The organism is Sphingorhabdus sp. (assembly GCF_044239045.1).
In the GTDB taxonomy this organism is placed as follows: Bacteria; Pseudomonadota; Alphaproteobacteria; order Sphingomonadales; family Sphingomonadaceae; genus Sphingorhabdus_B.
In genome coordinates, this window is sequence record NZ_JBIICD010000006.1 from 61,529 (window position 1) to 75,741 (window position 14,213).

Consider the following 14,213-nt stretch of genomic DNA (forward strand, 5'->3'; position numbering starts at 1 on the left):
ATGAATTGGGTCACCCGCGTCCGTAACGCCATTCCCTTCATAACCAAGCGCGAGACTGCCGAAACGCTCTGGCACAAATGCAAAGGGTGTGAAGCGATGATCTTCCTGCGCGAATTTGAGGAAAATCAGTCCGTCTGTCCCAAATGCGACCATCATGGCCGCATTGGTCCTGCTGCACGTTTTGACGCTTTGTTCGATAACGAGAGCTATGACATTCTCAAGTCACCCGTCGTTGGCGAGGACCCGCTAAAGTTCAGAGATACGAAAAAATATGTCGACCGCATCAAGGCCGCGCGCCTTGCCACGGGCGAAAAGGATGCCATGAAAACCGCACGCGGCGAGATTAACGGACAAACCGTTGTCGTCAGCGTGCAAGACTTTGCCTTCATGGGCGGGTCCATGGGCATGGCGGTTGGTGAAGCATTTATCGACGCAGTAAAGGCCGCAATCCGGGCGAAATGTCCTTATATCATCTTCACCGCAGCAGGCGGCGCGCGTATGCAAGAGGGCATATTGAGCCTGATGCAAATGCCGCGTTCGACGGTCGCCATCCAGATGCTGCATGATGCAGGATTGCCGTATATCGTTGTGCTCACTGACCCAACCACAGGCGGCGTTACAGCTTCATATGCCATGCTTGGCGATGTGCAGATAGCAGAGCCTGGCGCGCTCATCGGTTTTGCTGGGCAGCGCGTTATTGAACAAACAATCCGCGAAAAACTGCCGGAAGGTTTCCAGCGCGCCGAATATTTGTTGGAGCATGGCATGATCGACATGGTGACCCATCGCCATGACCTGCGCGGTGTGTTGTCGCAGCTTATCGGCTATCTCGCGCCGGAGAAGAAGGCAGCTTGATAAAGCAGTTTGCAATGCCGCCCCATCGTCACCCTGAACTTGTTTCAGGGTCTATTTGGACGCATAGGCCGCCAGGTTTTTCCGCACGATGGACCCTGATACAAGTTCAGGGTGACCAGTTGCGATGTTCGGGGAGTAGGCATGCCTGACCACGCCACATCCACTAACCCTGCCGTCCAGGCGCAGCTTGACCGATTGACGATGCTGTCGCCCGGTAAGGACGTCTTAGGCCTTGAACGGATCGCAGCTTTGCTGGATCGGCTTGGCAACCCGCATCTTCATCTCCCGCCAGCCTTCCATGTATCCGGCACCAACGGCAAGGGTTCGACCTGCGCCTTCCTACGCGGTGCAATTGAGGCAGCAGGGTTTACGGCACATGTTTATTCCAGCCCGCATCTGGTGCGCTTTAACGAGCGTATCCGTGTTGCAGGGCAGTTGATTGACGATACCACTTTGTCTGCACTGCTTTCCGAAGTTCTCGACCATGCAGAGGGGTTGGAAGCGAGCTTTTTCGAAGTCACCACCGCCGTTGCCTTCTGCGCCTTTGCGCGAACCAAGGCCGATGCTTGTATCATTGAGGTTGGCCTTGGCGGACGGTTAGATGCCACCAATGTATTGGTTAAACCTGTCGCCTGCGGCATTGCATCGCTTGGTTTGGATCATGAGGCATTTTTGTTGGCTGCAGAGGACGGCGTGCCGGATATGCCGCCGCTGGACCGAATTGCGTTTGAAAAGGCGGGCATTGCCAAGTCCGGCGCACCATTAGTTACGCAAAAATATAGCGCGTCCATGGCAAAAACCGTTGCTGCGCAAGCGTCCTTGCATAACGCAATCTTACATGCGCGCGGCGAAAACTGGGACGCCGCGGTCTATGACGCGCGCCTCCATTACCGCGATGCCATAGGAAAGCTGAATTTGCCGCTGCCCCGCATGTCGGGCACGCATCAGGCTGATAATGCAGCCTTGGCGGTAGCGATGCTGCGCCATCAAACGGCAATCCAGATTCCAGAGGCGGCCTTGTCCGCCGCGATGGAGTGGACACGCTGGCCCGCACGGATGCAGACACTGGCAGCAGGTCCCCTGACCGAAATACTGCCCGAAGGTTCAAACATCTGGCTAGACGGTGGCCATAACCCCGACGCAGGGGCAGCCATTGCCAAAACACTCGAAAACAGTGCGTCCGTGAATGTCATCATAGGGATGTTGAAAAATAAGGATGCGCTTGGCTTCCTTGCGCCATTTGCATCCAAAATTGAAACGCTGACGGCGGTACCCATAGCGGGACATGAGCATCACACGCCAAGCGAACTATGCGACCTCGCGCGTTCCAAACTGCAGATCACCAATGCACAGGCAGCAGGCGACATTGTTGCGGCGCTGGAGTTGATGACTGGGCAGCAAGAACCAGCCCAAGTCCTCATCTGCGGATCTCTATATTTGGCGGGTGAAGTGTTGCGCCTGAACGATCAGGTGCCGGACTGAGGCAAGCGCGTCGCCTGCCCCTTCCAAGCAAGAAATCCGCCTGCCACCAGCAGAGCTGCGAATGACAATGTGATCTCATTTGCGAACTCTAATGGTTGTGAGAGGAGAAGCCCGATCAGACCCGCGACGACGAGCAAGAAGCCGAGGATGCGTATCGGCCCGACCGGGTCCTTCAACGCCTTTTCATCGACCGCTTCAACCTGATGGATGCTCTGGACAACATAACCTTTGCTCCACAACACCCAAAGCAAGATCATGCCCGGAATGGCGGCGACCACGGTAAAGCCCCAAAAGCCAACCCAACCGACATTTTCCGCCACAATGCCCGCTGGCCCCGCCATGAACGTCCGGCCAACGCCCGCAAAAGACGACAGCAACGCAAATTGCGTCGCTGTGTAAGCGATGCTCGACAGGCCCGACAAATAGGTGGCGAATACCGTCAAGCCGATGCCACTAGTAAAATTCTCCGTGCAAATGGCGGCAACCATCATCCAGTAATTATTGCCCGTAGCCGCCAAGATCATGAACATGACGTTGGAAAACATCATCAGCAGGCCCGAAATGAGCAAAGCGCGGCCCATGCCGAGCCACAAGATGAAGGGCGCGCCCAAGGCCGACCCCACAATCAACGCGCCGAAGCCCCATAATTTATTGGCCGAAATATAATCCAGATCAGAAAAGCCGAGATCGACAATCATAGGGCTTAACATCGCCTGCCCCATGGCATCACCCACCTTGTACACAAGGACAAAGCCGAGAATGAGGAAAGCCCCATGCCGCGTCAAAAATTCCCGGAACGGGTTGACGACAGCCTCGGTCAACCACTGCTTCGGCTTCATACCCTCCACATGGGCGAAACGATCCACAAATTTGCCTGGCCCCGCCCACAACGCGCCAATGATAGCTGGAATGATGCAAAATGCGGTCAGGCCATAGGCCGTCGACCAACCCAGACCCAATCCCTCTTGCGATGCAAAATAAATGGTCCCTGCGCCAGCAATCAAATTACCCGTGCGATAGCCGAATTGGTTTGTCGCCGTGCCGTGCGCAAATTCTTCTTCGTCCAGTATTTCGATGCGATAAGCGTCAATAACGATGTCCTGCGTTGCTGATAAGAACGCCGTAATCAATGCCCACACCGCAAACATACCCATGTCACCTGGCTGCGGATTGCTAGCGCCCAATTGCCAGATCGAAACGAACAGCAATGCCTGCACGAAGAACAGCCAGCTTCGGCGTTGGCCGAACAACTTGGTCAAAACCGGCAGATGCAGCTTGTCGACCAACGGCGCCCAGAGGAATTTTATCGTGTAAGGAATGCCCAACGCCACCGCAAAACCGATGGTCGCGGTGTCGATACCAACCTTTGCCAACCAAAATGTCATTGTTGCGACAAGTAAGGTCAGCGGAAAGCCACTCGAAATACCCAGCAGAAAGGTAATGACAGGGTTTTTACGTAAATATGGCCGGAAAGCCGGAACGGTCAGCGCGATCAATGGCAAAGCAAGCAAAATGCCTGCAAAAATAATAAAACGCATTAAATCGACCGACATTTGGACCCCTCCGTCATTATTGCGAAGATGACTAACGGCATTTTCCTGAATGGCCAGTGACTTTTAAAGCAATATGCGTCAAAGGCGCGGACATGGTTAAACCTCCGTCAAAAGCACCTGCCCGTCCTACCAAGCCACCGCGTCTGCGTTGGGACAGCAAACCGTCACGTAAACCCAACCCCAATGCTGGCCCAAGCAAGGGCGCTTTGGAGCGTAAGGATGGTGAAGAACGCATCGCAAAGCTGCTGGCGCGTGCGGGGATCGCGTCGCGTCGCGAAATCGAACGCATGATTGCCGATGGAAAGGTCACGCTGAACAATGAAAAGGTGGAGACACCCGCAACCTTGCTGAAATCGCTGCGCGGAGTCGCTGTGGATGGCAAAGCCGTCGGCCAGCCTGCGCCAACCCAATTATATATGTTTCACAAGCCCGAAGGTTGCTTGACCGCCGAGCGCGACTTTAGTGGGCGCAAGACAATCTATGATGTTCTGCCGAAGGATTTGCCGCGGCTGATGCCGATTGGCCGGCTCGATTTAAACACCGAAGGCTTGTTGTTGCTGACCAATGATGGCGAATTCAAACGCCAGATGGAATTACCGTCAACGGGTGTTGAACGCACCTATCGCGCGCGCTGCTTTGGCGATGTCAGTCAGGAGCAGCTGGAAGATCTAATCCACGGGATTGAGATTGAAGGCGTGAAATATGGCAAGATCGACGCCAATCTAGAACGTCGCACAGGCCGCAATGGCTGGGTCGAAATGACGCTAACGGAAGGCAAGAATCGCGAAGTCCGCCGCGTGCTGGAACATCTGGGACTTGAAGTTAGCCGACTGATCCGTACGCGCTACGGCCCATTCGTTCTAGGCGAACTCGCCCCCGGTAACGTCGGTGAAGTGCGCCGCGTGGACCTTATCGAATTTCGAAAGACGTTAAAATAATGCGTATCATTTCCGGTCAGTGGCGCTCACGGCCGCTGATAGCGCCGAAAGGCGACACAACCCGCCCTACAGCTGACCGCACGCGTGAGACATTGTTTTCCATGCTGACCAGTCGGTTGGGGTCGTTTGAGGATTTGCGTGTTCTTGACCTATTTGCTGGGTCTGGCGCGCTTGGGCTTGAGGCGTTATCGCGGGGCGCGGCGCATTGTACCTTCGTCGAGCAGGACGCGCTCGCACTCGATGCCCTTGCCGCAAACATCCATAAGCTTGGCGCAAAAGACCAAAGCGATGTGCGTAAATCTTCGGTGCTGTCGCTTGGCACCGCAATCAAGCCAGCGGATATTGTCCTGATGGATCCCCCTTATTTGAGCGGCGCGGGTGCAGTCGCATTGGATAAGTTGGTCCGCTTTGGTTGGTTCGCCCCATCCGCCTGGATCAGTGTCGAAACCAGCATAAAAGAAGATGTCGAGGTGAAGGGTTTCACGATCGACACTGTCCGCAATGTCGGCAAAGCCAAACTTACATTATTGCGGCCTGCGGCAGTTTAACGGGGCACGCCCTTTGCGGCGCACCAAAGTTGTACCATGTGACCGAACAGCGCTTGCGGTTCGTCGCGTTGTTCCCTAACTGTTCGCCTATGTCAGAAATTGTGGTCCAGACTGATCCGTCGCAAACGGAACCGCCTTGGTTGCGTGGGTTAAACCCACCGCAGCGTGAAGCCGTGCTGACGACCGAAGGACCTGTGCTTCTGCTCGCAGGCGCAGGCACCGGCAAAACGGCCGCGCTCACTGCGCGCATGGCGCAGATATTATACACGCGCCAAGCATGGCCATCGGAAATCCTTGCCGTCACTTTCACCAACAAGGCGGCACGCGAAATGCGGGAACGCATTGGCGCAATGGTCGGGTCAGCGGTCGAAGGCATGCCATGGCTTGGCACCTTTCACAGCATTGGTGCAAAACTGCTGCGGCGTCACGCTGAAGTCATTGGCCTGCAAAGCAACTTCACGATCATCGACACGGACGACCAAATTAGGCTGTTAAAGCAGCTAATTCAGTCCGAGGATTTGGACGAGAAGCGTTTCCCCGCGCGCGGACTTGCGAGCTTACTCGACAAATGGAAGAATGCAGGCAAATCACCCGCCGATTTGGACGCTGCCGACAATGAGGCTTTTGCCAATGGCAAGGGACGGCAAATGTATGCGCTGTATCAGGCGCGGTTGCTGGCCTTGAACGCCTGCGACTTTGGTGATTTGTTGCTGCATGGCCTGAACCTGTTGAAGAACAACCGAGACATACTCGAAAAATATCAGGCGCAGTTCAAATATATCCTTGTCGACGAATATCAGGATACCAACGCCGTCCAGTATCTCTGGCTTCGATTGCTGGCGCAGAAACGCAAAAACATCTGCTGCGTCGGTGATGATGACCAGAGCATCTATTCATGGCGCGGGGCCGAAGTTGCTAATATTCTGCGCTTTGAAAAGGATTTCCCGGGCGCAAAGACAATCAAGCTGGAACAGAATTACCGCAGTACGCCGCATATTCTTGCCGCGGCATCGGGCCTGATTAATGCAAACAGCGCGCGACTTGGCAAAACCTTGTGGACCGAGCTGGACGATGGCGAAAAGGTTCGGATCATAGGCGTATGGGACGGCCCCGAAGAAGCCCGCCGCGTCGGTGAGGAAATCGAGGCAATCCAGTATAAGGGCGAAAGTCTCGACAGTATCGCCATCTTAGTCCGCGCGCAGCACCAGACGCGCGAATTTGAAGACCGCTTCATACAAATCGGCGTTAACTATCGGATAGTTGGTGGTTTTCGTTTCTACGAACGCGCCGAAATTCGCGATGCCATTGCCTATTTGCGTATCGTCAATCAGCCAGCTGACGACTTGGCCTTTGAACGGATCGTCAACGTGCCCAAGCGCGGCATTGGTGACAAGGCGGTTGAAAAAATCCACATCGTGGCCCGCGCCGAACGGACGCCCTTATGCGTTGCCGCCGCGCGCTTGGTCGGAACCGACGAATTGACAGGCAAGGCACGAAAATCACTTGCGGACCTTGTGGTCGACATTGCTCGCTGGCGTGACGAGGCCGCGACGATGTCACCTGCTAATCTGACGCGCCTGATATTGGACGAAAGCGGCTATACCGCTGTCTTGCAGGCCGAACGCAGTACCGAGGCATCGGGCCGCCTCGAAAACCTCAGCGAACTCGCACGCGCGATGGAAGAATATGAAACTTTGGGCGCGTTTTTGGAGCATGTCAGCCTTGTCATGGACAATGATCGCGGCGACACCGGCGCCAGCGTCACAATCATGACCATCCACGCCGCCAAAGGTTTGGAATATGACAATGTCTTCTTGGTCGGATGGGAGGAAGGCATTTTCCCGTCGCAGCGCGCGCTCGATGAAGGTGGCCTTGCCTCCTTGGAAGAAGAACGCCGCCTGGCTTATGTCGCGATTACGCGCGCCAAGCGCAAATGCACCATCATCCACGCCGCAAACCGACGGATTTATGGCCAATGGACCAGCAGCATTCCCAGCCGTTTCATTGAAGAATTACCCCTGGAACATATTGAGGCCGAACAGACCATGACGGGCGGCGCATCCATGTGGCGGGCGAACTGGAGTGAACAATCCGACCCCTTCGCGCATTTGGCCGCCGCCAATCAAGGCCGAAGCAATGCGCGTGGTCCCGGCTGGCAACGCGCGGCAACGTCAGGCGGGTTCAACCCCCGCCCGCAACGCATAGCGGAAAACACGCGTAGCGCCGTCAGCCTTGGTAACAAGGGCAGAAGCGACCTCAGCATGGGTCTGCGCGTTTTCCATGAAAAATTCGGCTATGGTGCCATTGTGTTGATTGAAGGCAATAAGCTAGAGATCGACTTTGAACAGGCCGGCCGTAAGCGCGTCATGGACAGCTTTGTAAGCATCAGCTGAAACGCCGGATTCTAAGCCTCAATGATGGGGTTGGCTTCTGGTCACCGCTGACAAAATTGCAGTTTGCCGATGGATGATCGTCTGCGCATTGCACTTGGAATGATAAGCCGATAGGCCCACGGGATATGTCCGACACGACCGCTGAAATCCATCCGCTTAAAATTGCTGACTTCCGTTTTTACTGGATGGCGCGGTTTATGGCGGTGCTTGCCACCATGGGGATGGTCGTTGTTATCGGATATCAGGCCTATGACATCGCGCGTAGCGATTATGGCATGTCCATTCGCGAGGCGTCGTTGCAACTTGGACTGTTGGGGCTGGTGCAGTTTGTGCCCCTCGCGCTGCTGACGCCTGTGGCGGGATGGGCCGCGGATCGCTGGGAACGGCGGACTGTGGCGCGGCTCGCCAATAGCATCGACATGCTGGTAGCGCTTGCTTTGGGCTGGTTCACCTTCATTGACGGACTAACCCTCCCCATCCTTTTCCTGTTTGCAGCCTTGCACGGCGTAGCACGTGTATTTGTTGGGCCTTCGATGTCGGCGATTGCACCCAACATCGTGCCGCCCGCATCCCTGCCCCGTGCAATTGCCTTAAGCTCCATTGCTTGGCAAATTGGTTCCGTAATTGGCCCTGCGGCAGGTGGTCTGATGTTTGCTGCAAATCCGTCACTGCCTTATTTTGCTTCGGCTGGGCTCATGTTGATGGCGACCATCAGCCTAAGTTGCGTGCGGCCCGTCTATCCACCGCCAATGGAAAAGAAAATTCACCCGATCCGCCAGATGATCGATGGCATGCGTTATACGTGGTCGGAACGCTTCTTATTGGGCGCGATAACACTGGACCTGTTTGCGGTGTTGTTGGCCGGCGCAACGGCCATGCTTCCCGTCTATGCGCGCGACATATTGATGGTTGGACCAGATGGGCTTGGGCAGTTGCGTGCAGCACCTGCTGTTGGGGCATCTGTGGTGGCACTCATGCTGACCTTCCGGCCACTACGTCACAATGTCGGCGCTAAAATGCTTTGGGCTGTGGTGGTGTTTGGGATTGCGACTATCGGCTTCGGCCTGAGCCATGAAATCGGCGCGCATATATTCGGCGATGCGCGGATTGGCTTCCTAAATATGGGCGCCGGAATGGCCGTTGCTTTGGTCATGCTCGTTGTGCTTGGCGCATCGGACATGCTGTCCGTTTATGTGCGCTCATCCCTTGTGCAGCTTAATACACCGGACGACATGCGCGGACGGGTGAGTTCGGTATCCGGCCTAGCCATTTCCGCATCCAATGAATTGGGTGAATTGCAATCCGGTGTGGCCGCAGCAGTGCTTGGCCCCGTCGGCGCGGTTGTATTTGGCGGCGCGGGTGCCATATTCGTCACAGCCATTTGGGCGGGGCTGTTCCCCGAGCTTAAAAATGCCCGTAGTTTCGAACCACAATATAGAGGAAAAAGTCCATGAAAGCTCAATCAATCCTCGAAACCATTGGTAACAGCCCGCATATCCGTATGGGACGTATGTTCCCGAATGCTGAAGTCTGGATTAAATCGGAACGGTCGAACCCTGGTGGATCGATTAAGGACCGCATTGGCTTGGCGATGATTGAGGCCGCCGAAAAAGACGGCAGCCTTAAACCCGGCGGCACAATCATTGAGCCAACATCTGGCAACACCGGCGTGGGCCTTGCCATGGTGGCGGCAGTCAAGGGCTATAAGCTCATCCTCGTCATGCCCGAATCCATGTCGCTAGAGCGTCGCCGCTTAATGCTGGCTTATGGCGCGACGTTTGACCTCACCCCGCGTGAAAAGGGCATGAGGGGCGCGATCGAACGCGCTCTTGAGCTGGTATCACAAACCACAAACTCCTGGATGCCGCAGCAATTCGAAAACCCAGCCAACATCAACGTCCATGTCCGCACTACGGCGCTGGAGATATTAGAGGATTTTGCTGACACCCCTATCGATGTCATGATTACAGGCGTCGGCACGGGTGGGCATATTACTGGTTGTGCCGAAGTTTTGAAAAAGGCTTGGCCAAATCTGAAAGTATTTGCGGTTGAACCAACACTGTCCCCCGTCATCAGCGGCGGCCAACCCGGTCCACACGCGATCCAAGGAATTGGCGCAGGGTTTATACCGGCAAACTTGCACACCGCCTTGCTTGACGGTGTTATTCAGGTCGATCCCGAAAATGCCAAAGAAACCGCGCGCCGCGCCGCGCGAGAAGAAGGCATGCTGGTAGGCATTTCATCGGGCGCGACACTGGCTGCGATTGCACAGAAGTTGCCCGAATTACCCGCCGGAAGCCGCATACTTGGTTTCAATTATGATACCGGTGAGCGCTATCTGTCGGTTCCGGACTTCTTGCCTGTTGAATAAGCCAAAAATGCCGGGATTCATCATCCCGGCATTTTGTTTTCTGGCGGCGCAGTCGGTGTTTAAGCCGCTGCGAACATTTCGGGCGTAAGTGCCATGATGGCCTCGCTGCCTGCCTCAATCTTCCGGCGAAGCGCGCCGCAGTCTGGCATATGCCGCTCGGCAAAATATCGCGCCGTTACCAGCTTAGTTTGGTAGAATGCTGAGTTTCCTGTGCCTGCATCCAAAGCCTTCTGCGCGCTTTGCGCCATGCGTAGCCATTGCAGACCAAGCGCCACAATGCCCATGATGTGCATATAATGATGCGCGCCTGCGCCAATATTGTTCGGATTGGCCATGCCATTTTGCATGAACCACATCGTTGACGCCTTCAAATCGCCATTGGCCTTCTCAAGACGACCGGCCAGATCTGCCAGCGGCCCATCCTTGGCAGCAGCGCATTCCTCATCCACAATCTTGAAAAGCGCCTGAATAGCGCGGCCACCATTTTGGGCGAGTTTCCGGCCGACAAGATCCATCGCTTGAACGCCGTTGGTGCCTTCATAGATCATCGCGATACGGGCATCGCGGACATATTGCTCCATGCCCCATTCAGCGATGTAGCCATGGCCGCCATATACCTGCTGCGCATTGGTTGCGACTTCATAGCCCTTGTCCGTGCCATACCCTTTGATCACGGGGGTCAGCAACGACAATAGGTCGTCGGCGGTCTGCCGCTCTTCTTCGGTTTGCGCATGATGCAGCAAATCAGCTTGCAACGCGCCCCATAGGCACAAGGCACGCATGCCCTCGGTAAACGCCTTTGCGTCCATCAGCATACGACGCACATCGGGGTGCACAAACAAAGTATCTGCCTTTTGCTCCAAATCCTGCGGTCCCGTCAAAGCGCGGCCCTGACGGCGGTCTTGCGCATAATGAACCGCATTTTGGTAAGCGACTTCGGCGATACCTAAACCCTGCTGCCCGACGCCCAAGCGCGCGATGTTCATCATGATAAACATCGCCGCGAGGCCCTTATGCTCTTCGCCGACCAGATAGCCGGTGGCTCCGTCATAATTCATGACGCAGGTAGCGTTACCGTGAATACCCATTTTATGTTCGATCGAGCCACAGGATAATGCATTGCGTGCACCAAGCGATCCATCGTCATGCACAAGAAATTTCGGCACGATGAACAAAGATATGCCTTTAACGCTGTCCGGTGCGCCTGGAGTTTTTGCGAGCACCAAATGAATGATATTCTCGGTTAGGTCATGTTCGCCTGAAGAGATGAAAATCTTGGTTCCGGAAATCGCAAAGCTGCCATCTCCATTGGGTTCTGCCTTAGTCCGTATAAGGCCGAGATCGGTGCCACAATGCGGCTCGGTCAGGTTCATGGTACCGCCCCATTTGCCCGAGATCATGTTCGGGGCATATTTGGCCTTCTGTTCTTCGCTGCCCTTGACCAAAATCGCGGACACTGCGCCCTGGGTGAGACCGGGATACATAGCAAAGGCCATGTTGGAGCTCGCCATGAGCTCCTCAAAGGCCATGGAGACAATATGCGGCATTCCCTGCCCGCCAAACTCCACTGGGCTCGATAATGTGCCCCAGCCGCCCTCACAATACAACTTATAGGCTTCCTTGAAACCATCGGGGGTGGTTACACTGCCATCCTCATTGCGGGTGCAGCCCTGCAGATCACCTACTTGATTTAAAGGGAACAGCACATTTTCCACAAATTTCGCGCCTTCGGTCAGGATCGCATCGATCATATCAGCGCTGGCGTTTTCAAACCCGGGTAGATTAGCGTAGCGCTCGACACCCAAAACTTCGTTGAGGATAAACTGCACGTCGCGAACGGGGGCGATATAGCTTGGCATTTTCGGTCCTTCAGATAGCGGTGAATGGGGCGTTAAGCCGCAGCAGATTTTTCCGCGGCCTCAACCTGTTCCACCGTTGAAACAAATTCGGTCAGCTCGTTAATCGCACTTTCGATATCATCGCGCTGTGACTTCAAAAGATTGATGCGGTCACGACATTTTTCAATGGTCACGCGCCGTTGAATATTGCGGCCGTCATTAAGGTCATACAGATCAATCATCTCACGGATTTCGGCCAGGCTAAATCCAACGCGTTTTGCCCGCAATATCCATGCCAATCGGGCCCGGTCGCGTTTTGAATAAATGCGCGCCAAGCCCATACGTTCCGGTGAAATCAGACCCTGATCCTCGTAAAAGCGCAAGGCCCGCGCGGTTACCTCAAATTCGACAGATAGGTCGGATATCGTATAAGATTCCCGATTAAATGCGTCGGGCGTGTCGATGGTCGCATCGGCCCGCCTTTCGTCGCGCGTTACAGATTCCATAGCGCCTTCCCTCTTGGTTGCCCTAACGTCACTAGTTTACGTTAGCGTAAACGTCAATCGGGGAAGTGACGGCTGCGGTGTGAAGTATAACGGCTTAAACCGATGGCTCGGGCGGAAAAGCCTCTGCTGGCTTTGGTGCAACAACCGGAGGGGATGGTGCAGGATCCGCGGTCGCATCCGCAGGCGGCTCTGGCCGCTTGATCGGCGTTGACGTGTCTTGAAGGACAACAACCTCCTGCCCCATCTGTGTGACGCCGAACAACACCTTAGCAAAGGGATGCGGCAAACGGATGCAACCATGCGAGGCGGGATACCCCGGTAAATCGCCTCCATGGATGGCAATCCCATCCCAAGTCAGGCGCTGCATAAATGGCATAGGGGCGTTGCTGTAAAGGTTGGATTTGTGATCCACATTTTTCTGTAAGATGTTAAAAATGCCGGTCGGTGTTTCCTTGCCTTTTTTTCCCGATGAAATCGTGCTGAAACCAATTAGCTTTTCATTCTGAAACACGTAAATCCGCTGGGTATCGAGCACGATGACGATTTTCATCGGCCCTGCATACACGTCCTGCTTATCCCAAATAAATTGTCCAGGCTTGAGCGCGTCAACAGGACCATTTTTGCGCGGCTTTGGTGCGGGCGTTGAAATCACGGGTTTGGCTGTGGGTGATGTTGCCGCAGGCAGAGGGGCGACCGATTGCGTTTGCGTAGGTGGTGTGACCACATCCGCATTCACCGGAGCGACTTGAGGCAATTGCCCCTGCTGGATAGGCGCAGGTTGCGCTTGCCCCACCTGTTGCGCAAGAGCCATGCCCGGCACAGCACTCATCAACAAAAGCCCGTTCATGCCCTGCAATCTGCGGATACCCGCGCCGAAACCCATGAAATTGCCCTACCTACCGGATACATCGCTGCTCAAGGCAGCTTCAGATTGAGCATTACCACCATCTATATGAAAATTCGACGTCAATTTTCCCGCAAGCGTGTAAAATTAGGCTGCAGCCCCTAAGTTCCAACATGATGCGCCTAAACGTCCTACTTTTGCGCTCAAATGCTTTTGAAGGCCTGTTTATGTAAAGGATTGGTCCTTATCTGCATGATATGGACATGAAACGCAGGCAATTCATTCATTCGGCGGTTTTAGGGGCGAGCTTGCTCACGGTTCCGTCAAAGGCGGCTGACATCGTCTATCGGCCAGGCACCGGCGCCGCAACAGGCGGCCCGTCGCCCCTATTGCTTGATCGTGCAAAAGCAGCTTTGGAAGTGCATAAAGCGCGCATTCGCAACCATGATCTGCTTGCGATAGCGGACTTTTCCAAGCCGTCGCGCGACCCGCGCTTTTATGTTGTCGATCTGCGCAGCGGCAAATCCGATACCTTCCTCGTAGCTCATGGCAAAGGTTCGGACCCAAGCCACAGCGGCTGGGTGCAACAATTCTCCAACGTGCATGGGTCGGAAGCCACCTCGGCGGGCAGCTATCTCGTCGGCGAGACTTATTTTGGTCAATATGGAGAATCCCGCCGTTTAGTCGGGCTTGATCCGCAAAATGACCAAGCCGAAGCGCGCGCCATCGTCATTCACCCGGCTTGGTATGTGAACCAATCGCTCATTCACGACCAAGGCAAGATTGGCCGCAGCCAAGGCTGCTTTGCCTTTGCCAAGAATGACATCAACGTCATTCTCGAGCGTGTGGCCCCAGGCTGCCTATTATACGCCGGTAAGGTTTGAC

12 protein-coding genes are annotated in these 14,213 nt (G+C 55.0%); 8 read left to right on the forward strand and 4 right to left on the reverse strand.

What is annotated here, in order from left to right:
- Positions 1-855, forward strand: coding sequence for an acetyl-CoA carboxylase, carboxyltransferase subunit beta (gene accD / locus ACILP4_RS03775; RefSeq protein ID WP_395619413.1), 855 nt, complete (start codon positions 1-3; stop codon positions 853-855).
- Positions 856-996: 141 nt separating this feature from the next.
- Positions 997-2,337, forward strand: coding sequence for a bifunctional folylpolyglutamate synthase/dihydrofolate synthase (locus tag ACILP4_RS03780; RefSeq protein WP_395619414.1), 1,341 nt, complete (start codon positions 997-999; stop codon positions 2,335-2,337).
- On the opposite strand, the gene ACILP4_RS03785 is transcribed toward ACILP4_RS03780, so the two are convergent.
- Positions 2,322-3,875 carry an AmpG family muropeptide MFS transporter gene (locus ACILP4_RS03785; RefSeq protein WP_395619415.1) on the reverse strand — a complete coding sequence of 518 codons (1,554 nt, stop codon included), beginning with the start codon at positions 3,873-3,875 and terminating at the stop codon, positions 2,322-2,324. The two genes, ACILP4_RS03780 and ACILP4_RS03785, sit on opposite strands and share 16 nt — an antisense overlap.
- A 107-nt stretch (positions 3,876-3,982) precedes the next feature.
- Between ACILP4_RS03785 and ACILP4_RS03790 the strand changes: the two genes are divergently transcribed.
- From ACILP4_RS03790 to cysK, 5 genes are all read left to right on the forward strand, one after another.
- On the forward strand, positions 3,983-4,828 hold the full coding sequence (locus ACILP4_RS03790) for a pseudouridine synthase (RefSeq protein WP_395619416.1): 846 nt from the start codon (positions 3,983-3,985) through the stop codon (positions 4,826-4,828).
- Complete coding sequence (gene rsmD, locus ACILP4_RS03795; protein ID WP_395619417.1) at positions 4,828-5,376, forward strand: 16S rRNA (guanine(966)-N(2))-methyltransferase RsmD; 549 nt, start codon at positions 4,828-4,830, stop codon at positions 5,374-5,376. The genes ACILP4_RS03790 and rsmD overlap by 1 nt, the downstream gene beginning before the upstream one ends.
- Positions 5,377-5,465: 89 nt before the next feature.
- Positions 5,466-7,769 carry an ATP-dependent helicase gene (locus ACILP4_RS03800; protein WP_395619459.1) on the forward strand — a complete coding sequence of 768 codons (2,304 nt, stop codon included), beginning with the start codon at positions 5,466-5,468 and terminating at the stop codon, positions 7,767-7,769.
- 125 nt (positions 7,770-7,894) lie between these two features.
- Positions 7,895-9,223, forward strand: coding sequence for an MFS transporter (locus ACILP4_RS03805; RefSeq protein WP_395619418.1), 1,329 nt, complete (start codon positions 7,895-7,897; stop codon positions 9,221-9,223).
- Entirely contained in the window at positions 9,220-10,140 is a 921-nt protein-coding gene (gene cysK / locus ACILP4_RS03810; RefSeq protein ID WP_395619419.1) for a cysteine synthase A, read from the forward strand. The genes ACILP4_RS03805 and cysK overlap by 4 nt, the downstream gene beginning before the upstream one ends.
- Before the next feature lie 59 nt (positions 10,141-10,199).
- Here the strand turns inward: cysK and ACILP4_RS03815 are convergent, their stop codons facing one another.
- From ACILP4_RS03815 to ACILP4_RS03825, 3 genes are all read right to left on the reverse strand, one after another.
- Positions 10,200-11,999: an acyl-CoA dehydrogenase C-terminal domain-containing protein gene (locus tag ACILP4_RS03815; protein WP_395619420.1), complete on the reverse strand. Its 1,800-nt coding sequence runs from the start codon at positions 11,997-11,999 to the stop codon at positions 10,200-10,202.
- Positions 12,000-12,031: 32 nt separating this feature from the next.
- Positions 12,032-12,484, reverse strand: a complete 453-nt coding sequence (locus ACILP4_RS03820; protein WP_395619421.1) for a MerR family DNA-binding transcriptional regulator — start codon at positions 12,482-12,484, stop codon at positions 12,032-12,034.
- Between the two features lie 94 nt (positions 12,485-12,578).
- A complete protein-coding gene (locus ACILP4_RS03825; RefSeq protein ID WP_395619422.1) occupies positions 12,579-13,367 on the reverse strand; it encodes a L,D-transpeptidase family protein in 789 nt (262 codons plus the stop codon).
- Between the two features lie 224 nt (positions 13,368-13,591).
- On the opposite strand from ACILP4_RS03825, the gene ACILP4_RS03830 reads away from it, so the two are divergent.
- On the forward strand, positions 13,592-14,212 hold the full coding sequence (locus ACILP4_RS03830) for a murein L,D-transpeptidase catalytic domain family protein (RefSeq protein ID WP_395619423.1): 621 nt from the start codon (positions 13,592-13,594) through the stop codon (positions 14,210-14,212).
- Position 14,213: the final 1 nt, after the last annotated feature.